The following is a 14058-nucleotide window of genomic DNA, read 5'->3' on the forward strand; positions in this document are numbered from 1 at the left end:
GGTTTTAACCCGCCAGCTCCCGCTCGATCTGCTCGATGCTTGGCAGGCTGGTTCGCAGCTCTGCGGGCAACGACGCAACCAGTTGATATTCCGCTACACCAATCGGTCGATTGTTATCGCGCAGCGCATATTCGGCGACGACTTCGTTCTTGCTCTTGCACAAAAGCAGGCCGATGGTGGGCCCATCTTGCGGATGTTTAAGCTGGGCATCGACCGCAGCCAGATAAAAGCTCAGCTTCCCCAAGTGCTCGGGTTTGAACTTGCCGGCTTTCAGTTCGATGACCACGTAGCAGCGTAGCTTCACGTGATAGAACAGCAGATCGACAAAGAACTCATCGCCTCCGACATCCAGCAGTACTTGCTGGCCGACAAAGGCGAAACCGGCGCCCAGCTCCAACAAAAAGTCGGTGACGTGCTTGATCAAGGCGTTTTCTATGTCGCGCTCCTGCGCGTCCAGGGCCAGGCTGAGGAAGTCAAAACGGTAAGGGTCTTTCAGCGACTCACGCGCCAGGTCGGATTGCGGTTTGGGCAGGTGGGTCTCGAAGTTGCTGACCGCCTTGCCACTGCGCTCCAACAAGCGGTTTTCGATGTGCATCACCAGCGAGTTACGCGACCAGTTGTTCTCTATCGCCTGGGCTATGTACCAGCGGCGGGTTTCGGGGCCGGGGAGTTTATCGAGCAACACCACATTGTGGCCCCAAGGCAATTGTGCAGCAGCCTGTTGCACAAATTCAGCATCTGGCCACGCCTCGGCAAAAGCACGCATGTACTTGAGATTACGCGGCGAAAAGCCCTTCATTTGGGGAAAGGCCGCACGCAAATCCTGGGCAAGTCGATCTATGACTTTGCTGCCCCAACCCTGCTCCGCCTGGCGGGTCAAAATGTCGCGGCCGATATGCCAATAGAGCAACACCAATTCCCGATTCACTGCCAGTGTTGCGCGCTGTTGCGCCGCATGAATACGGCCTTTCAGGTCGGTCAGCCAGTCACTGTAGCCCGCTGGTGGTGCGGTCAAGCCGATACAGGGTTCGCTCATGCCATATCACTCTGGAGTTTTGAGGCAGGCTAGTCAGGCGCATTGACGGTCACAAGGGGAGAAGGTCGTTCCAGGAAGGCCCCTTCAATAACCACAGAAACGTCCTGCTGGCCATTGCGGACTACTGACTTGACTCTCCCCTATACAGCAGCCCTTACCCTGGAACGCCTTGTTCAGGACCTCCCCATGACCCCGCGTACCCTGGTGATCCTTGGCCATCCTTCCGCCACCAGCTTCTGTTCAGCCCTGGCCGATACCTACATCCAAGCGGCAAAAACCGCCGGCCATGAAGCACGTGTCGTACGCTTGGGCGACCTGGCTTTCGACCCCGTCCTTCATCACGGTTACACCCAGATTCAGCCGCTGGAGCCCGACCTGCTCAGCGCGCAATCCGACATCCTGTGGGCCACTCACCTGACATTTATTTTCCCGATCTGGTGGGGGGGCATCCCGGCGCTGATGAAGGGATTTATCGACCGAATTTTCCTACCCGGTTTTGCCTTTAAATACCGAGCAGGCAAGGCTTTTCCTGACAAACTGCTCCACGGCCGAACGGCACATTTACTGGTGACCCTGGACACGCCGCCATGGTATTACCGTTGGTTCTATCGCATGCCGGGCATCCACCAGATACGCAAGACCACGCTGGGGCTTTGTGGTGTCAAGACTGCAAAGACGCTGCTGTTCGGGCCGGTGTTGGGCTCCACTGCGGCGCAGCGGGATACATGGCTGAAACAGGCCGGCGCTTTAACGGAAAAAAGGAGTTTTCATGTACATCGGCAAAGCCGCGCAGTTGTCGGGCACGACCATCAAGGCGATTCGTCACTATGAGGCGATTGGGCTGTTGCCTGCGGCACAGCGTCAGGGCCAATACCGGGTCTATTCGGCGCAAAACGTTGAGCTGTTGATGTTTATCAAGTGCGCGCAGCAATTGGGGTTCAAGCTCAAGGAGTTGCAGGAGATTCTTGCAGGCCACATAGGCGATGCATTGCCTTGGGAGCGGGCGGACCAGGCAATCGCAGACAAGAAGCAGGAACTGGCCCTGAAAATTGCCGCGCTACAGGAAATGCACGTGGGATTGCAGACATTTGAAGCACAGTTGAAAACATCACAAGAACAGTGCTCGTCAATGACGCAAAGATCCTGACCGGCGGTGAGCCGAATAAAATGGGTATTCGGCTCATTTGATGAGCCGAATAGGGCGCTTATTCGGCTCACCACCTGAACACCCTTCCCCGCTTATTTGCCCAGAATCCCCATGTCTGCTAGTGTCGCGCCGGTTTACCGTCTACCGGAATAGCCGCCATGGCCCGCAAAAAAGTTGCACTCGATTTCGAACAATCCCTCGCCGACCTGCAAACCCTGGTCGAGCGTCTGGAGAACGGCGAGTTGTCGCTGGAAGACTCGTTGACAGCGTTTGAGCAAGGCATCGGCCTGACCCGTGACTGCCAGAGCGCGCTGGCGCAGGCGGAGCAGAAGGTGCAGGTGTTGCTGGAGCGTGACGGGGAGTTGGCCGAAGAACCTTTCGATGCGGAACAGCCCGAATGATCGACGCGTATCAGGCCAGTAGCCAAGCCCGGGTGAATGCGGCGTTGGAACCCTTGTTTGTTGCGCCAAGCCCCGAACTCAAGCGTCTTTATGAGGCCATGCGCTACAGCGTGATGAATGGCGGCAAGCGCGTGCGTCCGCTACTGGCCTACGCCGCCTGCGAAGCCCTGGGCGCACCCGCCGAACAGGCCAACGGAGCGGCCTGTGCGGTGGAGTTGATCCACGCCTACTCCCTGGTGCATGACGATTTGCCGGCGATGGACGACGATGATTTGCGTCGCGGCCAGCCGACCACCCACAAAGCCTTTGATGAAGCCTGTGCAATCCTCGCCGGGGACGGCCTGCAAAGCCTGGCGTTCAGCGCACTGCTGGACCCGGCATTGAGCAGCGTGAATGCCGAGATCCGCTTGCGCATGGTCACCGCCCTGGCTGTGGCGGCAGGGCCCGCCGGCATGGTCGGCGGCCAGGCCATCGACCTCGGCTCGGTCGGCCAAAAGCTCGACCAGCAAGCCCTGGAATACATGCACCGCCACAAGACCGGCGCCTTGATCGAAGCCGCCGTACACTTGGGAGCACTCGCCAGTGGGCGTGCCGACGCCGCTCAGTTGGCCGCACTGAAGACCTACGCACTGACCATCGGCCTGGCCTTCCAGGTGCAGGACGACATTCTCGACGTAGAAAGTGACACCGCGACCCTGGGCAAACGCCAAGGCGCCGATATCGCACGAGACAAACCGACTTATCCTGCGCTACTCGGGCTGGAAGCCGCCAAGGCCTACGCCCTGGAACTGCGCGACCAGGCCCTGGACGCCCTGCGACCTTTCGACGCGGCGGCCGAGCCACTGCGTGACTTGGCGCGGTATATCGTCGAACGCCGGCACTGATAACGGCGGCCTTTAGCGCCGCATATCGGCCAAGTTCGGCGCTCTGCGTGGGCAGTTTGCGATGCTTGAGGTAAACTGCCGCCTCTTCTATACCTATAACGATTCGCCTGATGCCCACGACGTTTCAAGAGATTCCCCGCAAGCGCCCGTCCACGCCCCTGCTCGACCGTGCTGTCACGCCGGCCGGCCTGCGTCGACTCGGTGAAGCCGAGCTGGAAACCCTGGCCGATGAGTTGCGCCTGGAATTGCTCTACACGGTCGGCCAGACCGGTGGGCATTTTGGTGCCGGCCTGGGCGTCATCGAGCTGACCATCGCCCTGCATTACGTGTTCGACACCCCGGACGACCGGCTGGTGTGGGACGTGGGCCATCAGGCGTACCCGCATAAAATCCTCACGGGCCGCCGCGAGCAAATGGGCACCCTGCGCCAGAAGGACGGTATTGCCGCCTTCCCGCGCCGCGCCGAGAGCGAGTACGACACCTTTGGCGTCGGCCACTCCAGCACCTCCATCAGTGCCGCGCTGGGCATGGCCATTGCCGCCCGCCTGCAAGGCAGTGATCGCAAGGCGATCGCGGTGATCGGTGACGGCGCGCTGACCGCCGGCATGGCGTTCGAAGCGCTGAACCATGCGCCGGAAGTGGACGCCAACATGCTGGTGATCCTCAACGACAATGACATGTCGATCTCGCGTAACGTCGGCGGCCTGTCGAACTACCTGGCCAAGATCCTCTCCAGCCGCACCTACGCCAGCATGCGTGAAGGCAGCAAGAAGGTGCTCTCGCGTCTGCCCGGGGCGTGGGAAATTGCCCGGCGCACCGAAGAGTATGCCAAGGGCATGCTGGTGCCCGGCACGCTGTTCGAAGAGCTGGGCTGGAACTACATCGGCCCCATCGACGGCCACGACCTGCCGACCCTGATCGCCACGCTGCGCAACATGCGTGACCTCAAGGGCCCGCAGTTCCTGCATATCGTCACCAAGAAAGGCAAAGGCTTCGCCCCGGCGGAAGTCGACCCGATTGGCTATCACGCCATCACCAAGCTGGAACCCCTGGACGCTCCTGCCGCCGCGCCGAAAAAGGCCAGCGGGCCGAAGTACTCCGGTGTGTTCGGCGAATGGCTGTGCGACATGGCCGCCGCCGACCCGCGCCTGGTGGGCATTACCCCGGCGATGAAGGAAGGCTCCGACCTGGTGGCGTTCAGCGAGCGTTTCCCGCTGCGCTACTTCGACGTGGCGATTGCCGAGCAGCACGCGGTCACGTTTGCCGCCGGCATGGCGTGTGAAGGTGCCAAGCCGGTCGTGGCGATCTACTCCACCTTCCTGCAGCGCGGCTACGACCAGTTGGTGCATGACGTGGCGGTGCAGAACCTCGACGTGCTGTTCGCCATCGACCGCGCCGGCCTGGTGGGCGAAGACGGCCCGACCCACGCCGGCAGCTTCGACCTGTCCTACCTGCGTTGCATCCCCGGCATGCTGGTGATGACGCCGAGTGACGAAAACGAACTGCGCAAGATGCTCAGCACCGGCCACCTGTACAACGGCCCGGCCGCCGTGCGCTACCCGCGCGGCAATGGCCCGAATGCAGTGATCGAAAAGGACCTTGAGCCTATCGAGATCGGCAAGGGCATCGTGCGTCGCCAAGGCAGCAAGGCCGCCTTCCTGGTGTTCGGCGTGCAATTGGCCGAAGCACTGAAAGTCGCCGAGAAGATCGACGCCACTGTGGTCGACATGCGCTTCGTCAAACCCCTGGATGAAGCCCTGGTGCGCGAGATTGCCGGCAACCATGAGTTGCTGGTGACCGTTGAAGAAAACGCCATCATGGGCGGCGCTGGTGCGGCGGTCAGCGAGTTCCTGGCGCGGGAGAATATCCTCAAGTCGGTGCTGCACCTGGGCTTGCCGGATGCGTACGTCGAACACGCCAAACCGGCGCAGATGCTGGCGGAGTGTGGGTTGGACGAGGCCGGCATTGAGGCATCGGTGCGCGAACGCATGGCGTTGCTTAGCCTGTAGAAACCGGATCACCATGTGGGAGGGGGCTTGCCCCCGATAGCGGTGGCTCAGTCAAAATTATGCTGACTGACACGACGCCATCGGGGGCAAGCCCCCTCCCACATTTGATTTGCGCCATCTTCAAATGCCATGGACAGCCCATGAAACACCTTAGCCTCACCTTGCCCCTGTTACTGCTAACATCCCCCGAACTACTCGCCGACACCCGCGACGACGCGCTGAAGCTCCCCAACGTGGTCATCAGCGCCAACCGCCAGGTCCAGGCGCGCAACGACAGCAGCGCCGCCAACACCGTGTTCACCCGCGACGACATCGACCGCCTGCAACCCACCAGCCTCACCGACCTGCTCAGCCGCGTACCCGGCGTGCAAATAGCGCCCACCGGTGGCCGTGGCAGCTTGCCCGGGGTCTATATCCGTGGCACCAAATCCGCACAAAGCCTGGTGTTGGTGGACGGCCAGCGCATTGCCAATACCACCTCCGGCGACAGCGGCCTGCAATATCTGAACGTCGACCAGATCGAGCGGGTAGAAGTACTGCGCGGCTCACGTTCGGTGATCTACGGCAGCGATGCGATTGGCGGGGTGATCCAGGTGTTCACCCGGCGCAATGCCGGGCAGGGCCTGCAACCACGTCTGAAGCTCGGGTTTGGCAGTAATAAGACCTGGGAGCGCAGCCTCGGCCTCTCCGGCGGCGATGAGCACACGCGTTTCAACCTTGGCGCGAGCCTGGATGAAACCGCCGGTATCAACTCGACGCACACCTCGTTCCCCAGCGATGGCGACCATGATGCCTACCGCAACCAGTCCCTCAGCCTGAACCTCAGCCATTCGTTCAGCGATGCGCTGGAGGTGGGGTTCAACCTGTTGGATAACCGGGGCAAGTCGGAATACGACAACAGCTTCGGCCGCTACGACGTCGCCACCGGGCAAACAGTGGGGCAAAAACCCTACACCGATTACACCGTGAGCAGCGCCAGCGGTTATGTCGACGCCACGCTCAACGAGCGCTGGCAATCGCGCCTGGAACTGGGCCATAGCGAGAACCGCGACACCAAGCGCGACACCCTCAGTGATGACTTCAGTGTGTTCAACACTTACCGCGACTCGGTCAACTGGCAGAACGATCTGACGCTGAATGAGCAGAACAGCCTGATTCTCGGCGGTGACTGGTACGAGGACCGCTTCCACGGCTCCACCACCCTCACCGAAAACAGTCGCTGGAACCGCGCGGCCTTTGTTCAGCATCGCTTCCATGGCGAATGGTTTTCCACCGAGCTGGGGCTGCGGCGTGACCAGAACCAGCAGTTTGGCGGGCAGAACAGCTGGAGCGGCACGCTCACGTTGCCGGTCAACCCGGACAACGACCTGCTGTTGAGCTACAGCGAGGGCTTCCGCGCCCCGACGTTCAATGACCTGTATTACCCGGACGAGTACGGCTTCAAGAACAGCAACCCAAACCTGAAGCCCGAAACCTCGAAAAGCTACGAACTGCAATGGCGTAGCCAACTCAGCGACACCAGCCGACTGGAAGCTTCGCTCTACCGCACCGACATCCAGGATGCGATCGTGTTCGACAGCGACGGCCCGCAAAACGTCAGCTCAGCGCGCATCAACGGCTTCGAAGCCGCGCTCAAGCAAGAGCTGTTCGGCTGGCAAGGCAACCTGGGGCTGGCACTGATTGATCCACGAGACCGCGATTCCGGACGTACGCTGGCACGTCGCGCCAGGCGCACCGTGAGCCTGGACCTGGATCGCCAATTCGACCAATTCGGCGTCGGCGCCAGCTGGCAAGCGGTCAGCAGCAGCTACGACGACGCGAAGAACCAGCAACCGTTGGCTGGCTATGGCTTGCTCGGGCTGCGCGCCAGTTGGACGCTGAACCGTGAAGTCACGCTGAGCATGAAGCTCGATAACTTGCTGGACAAGGCCTACAGCCGGGCGCTGTATCAGTACCAAGGCCAGCAATATGGCTACCGGGAAGAAGGCCGGGCGCTGATGGTTGACGTGACCTGGACGCCGGACCTCTAGCGGGGCGCGATTACCTCACACAATCGGGCCACGGCTTCCAGCATCTGCCCGCTGGGCCGCTCCAGGCCTTTATCCGGCACCAGTCGCACCCGCTCAGCCATCGTCGGCCAGACCTTCCAGGCCTCCTTCTGCGCCTGGTCGCCCACCAGAATCATCTCGGGATCACGCTGCAACACCGACTCAATGCTCACCTGCGGGGCCGGCAGCTTGAGGTCATCAAACACATTGCGCGCGCCGCATACCTTTAACGCATCGCTGATGATCTGCCCGCCACCCACGGTGTACAGCGGCTTATTCCATACCTGGTAAAACACGCGCAATGGCTCGGCGCGCTGATAGCGCTGTCGCAGCTCGGCCAGGCGTTGGCGCAACTGCGCGGCCAACTGTCGACCCGCGTCAGCGCGACCCAATTGCTCGGCAATGGCCTGGACCTGGGTGGTGAGCTGTTCAAGGCTATGGGGTTCGGCGACGTACACCGGGATATTCAGGCGCTGTAACTGCTCACGCTGGGCCGGGCCGACACTGCCGGGCCACAGCAGGATCAAATCGGGCTTGAGGCTGAGCAGCCGCTCCATGTCCAACTGACCGTATTGCCCCACTGACTGCACTTGCACCAACGCTGCCGGGCGTTCGCCGCCGTCGAGCACGCCCACCAGCACATCGGCTGCGCCCAGTTCGACCACGATTTCAGAGAGGGACGGCGCCAGGCTCACCACACGTTCGGCCGCCAGCGCCTGGGCACTGAATACCAGCAACACCGCCAGCCAGTGACGAATCATCCCAGTTGACGGGGAATGCGGTAGAGGTAGAACAGCACCACGGTCGACAGCGCCAACAGAAACAGCGGCACCGCTTCCAACCCGACGAAGACCGATAACGCGCCGATCCAGGCCGGTACGGCAGCAACCAGCAACGCCGTGCGCCGACGCGCCGCCAGGGTGATCCAGGCAGCCGGTTCTTCGGGGGTATCCAGGGCTTTGGAGGTGGCGATCAACGCGTGTTTATAGCCGTTGAAGTAGCGCAGGCTGAGGAACATCGAGGCCACGCCGGCAATGAAGAACGGCATGGCCAGCACCGGCAGCAGGGATTCGGCCTGGCCGAACACCAGGTTGAGTACAAACAGGGGGAGCAGCGCCAGGGCCAGGTACTGCCACCAATTGAAGGACAGCCGCCGTTTCACCTGGCCTCGGGTCACGCGCGGTCGACCTCGCCCTGGTGCTCGTTGCCCATCATGTGGTCGAGCTTGCTGGCCTTGGTGGCCAGGTAGAGTTTGTTGTGCGGGTTGTGCCCGGTGTGCAGTGGCACACGTTCGGCCACGGTGATGCCCATCTCGGTCAAGGCTTTAACCTTGCGCGGGTTGTTGGTCATCAAACGCAGGGATTTGACGCCCAGGTGCTCAAGCATCGGCAGGCAGATCGCGTAGTCACGCTGGTCGGCGGCAAAGCCCAGGCGCTCGTTGGCCTCGACAGTATCGGCGCCGCCATCTTGCAGCTCGTAGGCGCGGATCTTGTTCATCAGGCCAATGCCACGACCTTCCTGGCGCAGGTATAGCAGCACGCCACGGCCCTCACGGGCGATCGCGCGCATGGCGGCTTCCAATTGCGAACCGCAGTCGCAACGCTGGCTGAACAACGCATCACCGGTCAGGCATTCGGAGTGCACCCGGCCAAGCACCGGCGCGCCATCGGCGATATCGCCCAGGCTGAGCACGACATGCTCGCGCCCTGTGGCTTCTTCGAGAAAGCCGTTCATGGTGAACGTGGCAAAAGGGGTAGGCAGCTTGGAAGCGGCGACGAAAACGACGGGCACCGTGTGCTCCTGATTTCAGTTTTTACAGAGGCGGCTATTGTAACAGCAGGTTCCTACAGACGCTTAAGCTGAATTATCGCTGATAAAGATCAATGGGTTCGATTGGCCTTCATCCTGGTTCTATGCAGGTCAGAACGGATAGGGTTGTTTCCAGCGCTCGAATATCGGCTTTAACTCACCGCTTTTCACCAGGGCCGCCATGCGTTGGTCAAAGACAGCCATCAAGCCCCGGCCCCGCTCGTTATCGACAAACCCGATGTACAACGGCAGTTCGGCAATCGGCGTCAGCGTGAACTTCGACGGGTCATCGGCCTGGTTGAGCACGTATTTGGCCTCGGTCAACGCATCGATATAGAAGTCCGCGCGGCCGTGTTGCAGCATCGGCAAAATGCCGTCGCGGCGCTCGACCTGGTTGAAACGGCGCACATTGGGCAAGTACTCCTCATACTTGTAGCCGCGCACCCAGGCCAGTCGGTAGTTGCCCAGCGTGGCCACCGTCGGCGCCGGCGTGGTGGCCAGCCCCAGGGCGAAGATGTGGTCGGAGTCGAAGTTCCAGTGGGGATACAACACGCCTTCGGCTTCATCGCGATAGGAACCAACCCAGCCATCCACCTCGCCGCGTTGGGCCAGGCCGACCGAACGGGTGTAGGGCACGGAGCGGGTGTGCAATTTGATGCCGGCGGGCTCGAAGACCTGACGCAACACGTCCCAGGCCAGGCCCGTGCCGTCTTTGTTGGTGTAGTCGTTCCATTCCTCACTGGCCAGCATGACCTTGCCGGGCACGTCCTGCGCCTGGACCACGGCCGTAAAGGCACACAGCAGTATCAGCAGCCAACGGCGCACATCCATGGTCACGACCTCCTACAGGGCCTTGCATCCTTGATAACGCTATAGAGGGTAGCGCAGGCCGCCGATTCAGGGCGTCTCGCGAAAATGCTGATAACCACGGATGGCTGGCGTGATGTCCTGCCCGCTGCCATCGAGCAACGTAACGCCCTGCCCTGCCTCGACCCGGCCGATCACATGGATCGGCCAACCATCGGCCAGCAACGGCGCCAGTTCGGCGGATGGCAGGGTGAACGCCAGCACGTAGTCATCCCCCCCACTCAGGGCTGCCACACGCGCGTCGTCTTCACCGACAAACGCCAGCAGCGCCGGGGACAATGGTAACCGCTCGCGCTCAATCAACAGGCTGACCTTTGACGCCATCGCGATATGCCCGCAATCGGCCAGGAGACCGTCGGAAATATCCATCGCAGACGTAGCCTTTCCACGCAGCGCCAGCCCCAGGGCCAACTGCGGCTGCGGCGACCAGTAATGAGCCAACAACGGCTCGGCGATGGCTGCGTCGGCGCTGCGCTGGCCCAATACCAGTGGCAAGGCACCGGCGGCATTGCCCAATTCGCCGCCGACACACAGCAGGTCACCCGGCTGCGCACCGCTGCGGGTCAAGGCTTGCCCGGCCGGTACACGACCAAACACCGTCATGGTCAGGCTCAGAGGGCCACGGGTGGTATCGCCGCCCACCAGGCCCACGCCGCAGCGTTGCGCCATGAGGTTCAAACCCTGGGCATAGCGTTGCAGCCAATCGGCATCGACGGTTGGTGTGGTCAAGGCAAGGGTAAATGCGAGGGGGTTGGCGCCCATGGCCGCCAGGTCGCTCACCGCCACGGCCAACGAGCGTTGGCCCAGCAGGAACGGGTCACAGGGGTCGGCAAAATGCACCCCGGCGACCAAGGTATCCGTGGAGATTGCCAACTGCTCCCCAGCGGGGAGCGCCAGCAAGGCGCAGTCATCGCCGATCCCCAGGGCAATACCTTCGCCGCCCTGCGCACAAGGCGCGGCGGCGAAGTAGTTGCGGATCAGCTCAAACTCGCCCATTCAGGTTTCAAGCGCGATTCAGCGCTTGTACGCCTTCACTTCGGCTTCACGCAGGCGTGGGGCCAGCTTGTCGAGCACGCCGTTGACGAACTTGTGGCCGTCGGTCGAACCGTAGACTTTCGCCAGTTCGATACCTTCGTTGATCACCACGCGGTACGGCACATCGACGCGATACAGCAGTTCCCAGGCCGACAGGCGCATCACGCACAGCTCAACCGGGTCCAGCTCTTCGATGGTCAGGTCCAGGCAAGGCGCCAGAGCGGTGTCGATCTCGGTCAGGTGCGCGTGCACACCGTGCAGGATGTCGTGGAAGTACGGCAGGTCGGCGAAAGTGAAATCGTTGTCGACGCGAAACTGTGCTTCGATCTCGTTCAACGACGCGCCCGCCAGGTGACGCTGATACAGCGCCTGGGTCGCCAACTGACGAGCAGCACGACGCTTCTCGTTCTTGGACGGTTTGCCAGCATCGGCTGGACGTGGCTCGCGCGGGTTGAAGTTGTCGCTCTCGTCAGAAATCACTTGGCCTCCAACTGCGACAGCAGGCTGACCATTTCCAGGGCAGACAGGGCAGCTTCAGCGCCTTTGTTGCCGGCCTTGGTGCCGGAACGCTCGATGGCTTGCTCGATGGAATCCACGGTCAGCACGCCGAACGCAACCGGTACGCCGAACTCCATGGACACCTGGGCCAGGCCCTTGGTGCATTCGCCAGCCACGTATTCGAAGTGCGGAGTACCGCCACGAATGACCGCGCCCAGGGCGATGATCGCCGCGTATTCACCCTGTTGAGCAACTTTTTGCGCAACCAGTGGAATTTCGAAGGCGCCAGGGGCACGGATAAGGGTGATGTCGCTTTCGCTAACACCGTGGCGAACCAGGGCGTCAACGGCACCGCTTACCAGGCTTTCAACCACGAAGCTGTTGAAGCGGCCAACCACCAGGGCATAGCGGCCTTTGGGGGCGATGAAGGTACCTTCGATGGTCTTCAGGGTCATTCGACAAATCTCTTAAAGAGCCGGGACGCGTGTATGACGCGTCCCTTAGTGATATTTGAACCGCGAACAAGGGGCGAAAATCGCCGGCCTTTATTCGGAGGGCACGTATTCTACTACTTCCAGGTCGAAACCGGATATCGCATTAAATTTCATCGGTGCGCTCATCAGGCGCATTTTGCGCACGCCCAGGTCACGCAGGATCTGCGAACCGGCACCGACGATGCTGTAGGTGGTCGGTTTTTTCACCGGCGCGTGGTCCGCCGTTTCGCGGATATGCGCCAGCAGCACATCGCCATCCAGCGGATGACCGAGCAACAGCACTACACCGCTGCCTGCCTCGGAGACCGCAGCCATGGCGGCGCGCAGGCTCCAGCGGCCCGGTTGCTTGACCATCAGCAGGTCGCGCAATGGGTCCATATTGTGCACACGCACCAGGGTCGGCTCTTCGGCGCAAATGGTGCCCAGGGTCAGCGCCATGTGCACATCACCTTCCACCGAATCACGGTAGGTCACCAAATTGAATTGGCCCAGTTCGCTGTCCAGTGGCTGCTCGGCAATCCGCTGAACGGTACGTTCGTGAATCATGCGGTAGTGAATCAGGTCGGCGATGGTGCCCACCTTGATGTTGTGTTCGGCAGCAAAGGCTTCGAGTTCAGCACGACGGGCCATGGTGCCGTCGTCGTTCATCACTTCGCAGATCACGCCGCTTGGTTCGAAACCGGCCATACGCGCCAGGTCGCAGGCGGCCTCGGTGTGGCCGGCACGGGCCAGGGTGCCACCCGGTTGGGCCATCAACGGGAAGATGTGGCCGGGGCTCACGATGTCTTCAGCCTTGGCATCTTTTGCGGCGGCGGCTTGTACCGTGCGTGCGCGGTCGGCGGCGGAAATCCCGGTGGTGACGCCGGTAGTGGCTTCAATCGATACGGTGAACTTGGTGCCAAAACCCGAGCCATTGCGCGGCGCCATCAACGGCAGCTTGAGCAACTCGCAGCGCTCGCGGCTCATGGGCATGCAGATCAGCCCACGGGCGTGCTTGGCCATGAAGTTGATGTGCTCGGCCTGGCAGGCCTCGGCGGCCATGATGATGTCGCCTTCGTTCTCGCGGTCTTCGTCATCCATCAGGATGACCATCTTGCCTTGGCGGATGTCTTCAACCAGTTCTTCGATGCTATTGAGCGCCACGCGGCACCCCCTTGGTCAGGATTTCAGGTAGCCGTTAGCGGCCAGAAAACTTTCGGTGATGTTACTCCCGGCTGGCTCTGCGGCCTTATCGCCCAACAACAGGCGCTCCAGGTAACGGGCAAGCAAGTCCACTTCCAGGTTCACCCGGCGACCTGGCTGGTAAGACGCCATGATGGTTTCGCTGAGGGTGTGGGGAATGATGGTCAGTTCAAATTCGGCGCCATTCACGGCGTTCACGGTGAGGCTGGTGCCGTCGACAGTGATCGAGCCTTTGTGGGCGATGTACTTGGCCAGCTCTTTGGGCGCGCGGATGCGAAATTCCACGGCACGCGCGTTTTCGCTGCGCGATACCACTTCGCCGACGCCGTCGACGTGGCCGCTGACCAGGTGACCGCCGAGGCGGGTGGTCGGGGTCAGGGCTTTTTCCAGGTTCACCGGGCTGCCGGCCTTGAGGTCGTTCATCGCGGTGCAGTCCAGGGTTTCCCGGCTGACATCGGCGGCAAAGCCGTTGCCCGGCAGTTCGATGACGGTGAGGCACACGCCGCTGACGGCGATACTGTCGCCCAGCTTGACGTCGCCCAGGTCCAACTTGCCGGTTTCAACCAGCAGGCGCACGTCGCCGCCCTTGGGGGTCATGGCGCGGATGCTGCCGATGGATTCGATAATGCCGGTGAACATGGCCTTCTC

The 14058-nt window shown here is 61.6% G+C and carries 16 protein-coding genes; 6 read left to right on the forward strand and 10 right to left on the reverse strand.

Going from position 1 to position 14058, the window contains the following annotated elements:
* Positions 1 to 4 precede the first annotated feature (4 nt).
* Positions 5 to 1036, reverse strand: a complete 1032-nt coding sequence (locus tag ACZ445_RS26740; RefSeq protein ID WP_310863808.1) for a PDDEXK nuclease domain-containing protein — start codon at positions 1034 to 1036, stop codon at positions 5 to 7.
* Positions 1037 to 1222: 186 nt separating this feature from the next.
* Here ACZ445_RS26740 and ACZ445_RS26745 point away from each other — a divergent pair, with 186 nt between their 5' ends.
* From ACZ445_RS26745 to ACZ445_RS26770, 6 genes are all read left to right on the forward strand, one after another.
* Positions 1223 to 1867, forward strand: a complete 645-nt coding sequence (locus tag ACZ445_RS26745) for an NAD(P)H-dependent oxidoreductase (protein ID WP_464707771.1) — start codon at positions 1223 to 1225, stop codon at positions 1865 to 1867.
* Positions 1806 to 2183 (forward strand): MerR family transcriptional regulator, encoded by a 378-nt coding sequence (locus tag ACZ445_RS26750; RefSeq protein WP_058424596.1) that lies wholly within the window; start codon positions 1806 to 1808, stop codon positions 2181 to 2183. Before ACZ445_RS26745 ends, ACZ445_RS26750 begins: the two co-directional genes overlap by 62 nt.
* Positions 2184 to 2341: 158 nt before the next feature.
* Positions 2342 to 2584 carry an exodeoxyribonuclease VII small subunit gene (locus ACZ445_RS26755; protein ID WP_003176346.1) on the forward strand — a complete coding sequence of 81 codons (243 nt, stop codon included), beginning with the start codon at positions 2342 to 2344 and terminating at the stop codon, positions 2582 to 2584.
* Positions 2581 to 3468 carry a (2E,6E)-farnesyl diphosphate synthase gene (gene ispA, locus ACZ445_RS26760; protein ID WP_310863812.1) on the forward strand — a complete coding sequence of 296 codons (888 nt, stop codon included), beginning with the start codon at positions 2581 to 2583 and terminating at the stop codon, positions 3466 to 3468. The genes ACZ445_RS26755 and ispA overlap by 4 nt, the downstream gene beginning before the upstream one ends.
* 110 nt (positions 3469 to 3578) lie before the next feature.
* Positions 3579 to 5477, forward strand: coding sequence for a 1-deoxy-D-xylulose-5-phosphate synthase (dxs, locus tag ACZ445_RS26765; RefSeq protein ID WP_058424594.1), 1899 nt, complete (start codon positions 3579 to 3581; stop codon positions 5475 to 5477).
* A gap of 140 nt (positions 5478 to 5617) precedes the next feature.
* Complete coding sequence (locus ACZ445_RS26770; RefSeq protein ID WP_310863813.1) at positions 5618 to 7507, forward strand: TonB-dependent receptor domain-containing protein; 1890 nt, start codon at positions 5618 to 5620, stop codon at positions 7505 to 7507.
* On the opposite strand, the gene ACZ445_RS26775 is transcribed toward ACZ445_RS26770, so the two are convergent.
* The 9 genes from ACZ445_RS26775 to ACZ445_RS26815 form a co-directional block, all read right to left on the reverse strand.
* Positions 7504 to 8286: a cobalamin-binding protein gene (locus ACZ445_RS26775; RefSeq protein ID WP_310863814.1), complete on the reverse strand. Its 783-nt coding sequence runs from the start codon at positions 8284 to 8286 to the stop codon at positions 7504 to 7506. The genes ACZ445_RS26770 and ACZ445_RS26775 overlap by 4 nt on opposite strands.
* The gene (locus ACZ445_RS26780; RefSeq protein ID WP_071493707.1) at positions 8283 to 8702 is read right to left on the reverse strand and encodes a nuclear FMR1 interacting 1 family protein; all 420 of its coding nucleotides are present in this window, start codon (positions 8700 to 8702) and stop codon (positions 8283 to 8285) included. The genes ACZ445_RS26775 and ACZ445_RS26780 overlap by 4 nt, the downstream gene beginning before the upstream one ends.
* Entirely contained in the window at positions 8699 to 9316 is a 618-nt protein-coding gene (gene ribA, locus ACZ445_RS26785; protein ID WP_016978544.1) for a GTP cyclohydrolase II, read from the reverse strand. Before ribA ends, ACZ445_RS26780 begins: the two co-directional genes overlap by 4 nt.
* 129 nt (positions 9317 to 9445) lie before the next feature.
* The gene (locus tag ACZ445_RS26790) at positions 9446 to 10165 is read right to left on the reverse strand and encodes a substrate-binding periplasmic protein (RefSeq protein ID WP_179030173.1); all 720 of its coding nucleotides are present in this window, start codon (positions 10163 to 10165) and stop codon (positions 9446 to 9448) included.
* 66 nt (positions 10166 to 10231) lie between these two features.
* Complete coding sequence (gene thiL / locus ACZ445_RS26795; protein WP_464707772.1) at positions 10232 to 11197, reverse strand: thiamine-phosphate kinase; 966 nt, start codon at positions 11195 to 11197, stop codon at positions 10232 to 10234.
* 18 nt (positions 11198 to 11215) lie between these two features.
* Positions 11216 to 11716, reverse strand: coding sequence for a transcription antitermination factor NusB (gene nusB, locus ACZ445_RS26800; protein WP_010206836.1), 501 nt, complete (start codon positions 11714 to 11716; stop codon positions 11216 to 11218).
* Positions 11713 to 12189, reverse strand: coding sequence for a 6,7-dimethyl-8-ribityllumazine synthase (ribH, locus tag ACZ445_RS26805; protein ID WP_003194576.1), 477 nt, complete (start codon positions 12187 to 12189; stop codon positions 11713 to 11715). The genes nusB and ribH overlap by 4 nt, the downstream gene beginning before the upstream one ends.
* Positions 12190 to 12279: 90 nt before the next feature.
* The gene (ribBA, locus tag ACZ445_RS26810) at positions 12280 to 13371 is read right to left on the reverse strand and encodes a bifunctional 3,4-dihydroxy-2-butanone-4-phosphate synthase/GTP cyclohydrolase II (RefSeq protein ID WP_058424588.1); all 1092 of its coding nucleotides are present in this window, start codon (positions 13369 to 13371) and stop codon (positions 12280 to 12282) included.
* Positions 13372 to 13386: 15 nt separating this feature from the next.
* Positions 13387 to 14049 carry a riboflavin synthase gene (locus ACZ445_RS26815; protein WP_058424587.1) on the reverse strand — a complete coding sequence of 221 codons (663 nt, stop codon included), beginning with the start codon at positions 14047 to 14049 and terminating at the stop codon, positions 13387 to 13389.
* Positions 14050 to 14058 lie beyond the last annotated feature (9 nt).

Source organism: Pseudomonas allii (assembly GCF_055380095.1).

Excerpts from the sequence above, each read along its gene's own strand:
- thiL (WP_464707772.1), bottom strand. The coding sequence starts at position 11,197 with ATGGGCGAGTTTGAGCTGATCCGCAACTACTTCGCCGCCGCGCCTTGT.
- ACZ445_RS26755 (WP_003176346.1), top strand. The coding sequence starts at position 2,342 with ATGGCCCGCAAAAAAGTTGCACTCGATTTCGAACAATCCCTCGCCGAC.
- ribH (WP_003194576.1), bottom strand. The coding sequence starts at position 12,189 with ATGACCCTGAAGACCATCGAAGGTACCTTCATCGCCCCCAAAGGCCGC.
- ACZ445_RS26770 (WP_310863813.1), top strand. The coding sequence starts at position 5,618 with ATGAAACACCTTAGCCTCACCTTGCCCCTGTTACTGCTAACATCCCCC.
- ACZ445_RS26750 (WP_058424596.1), top strand. The coding sequence starts at position 1,806 with ATGTACATCGGCAAAGCCGCGCAGTTGTCGGGCACGACCATCAAGGCG.
- ACZ445_RS26790 (WP_179030173.1), bottom strand. The coding sequence starts at position 10,165 with ATGGATGTGCGCCGTTGGCTGCTGATACTGCTGTGTGCCTTTACGGCC.
- ACZ445_RS26815 (WP_058424587.1), bottom strand. The coding sequence starts at position 14,049 with ATGTTCACCGGCATTATCGAATCCATCGGCAGCATCCGCGCCATGACC.
- ACZ445_RS26775 (WP_310863814.1), bottom strand. The coding sequence starts at position 8,286 with ATGATTCGTCACTGGCTGGCGGTGTTGCTGGTATTCAGTGCCCAGGCG.
- ACZ445_RS26745 (WP_464707771.1), top strand. The coding sequence starts at position 1,223 with ATGACCCCGCGTACCCTGGTGATCCTTGGCCATCCTTCCGCCACCAGC.
- dxs (WP_058424594.1), top strand. The coding sequence starts at position 3,579 with ATGCCCACGACGTTTCAAGAGATTCCCCGCAAGCGCCCGTCCACGCCC.
- ACZ445_RS26740 (WP_310863808.1), bottom strand. The coding sequence starts at position 1,036 with ATGAGCGAACCCTGTATCGGCTTGACCGCACCACCAGCGGGCTACAGT.
- ispA (WP_310863812.1), top strand. The coding sequence starts at position 2,581 with ATGATCGACGCGTATCAGGCCAGTAGCCAAGCCCGGGTGAATGCGGCG.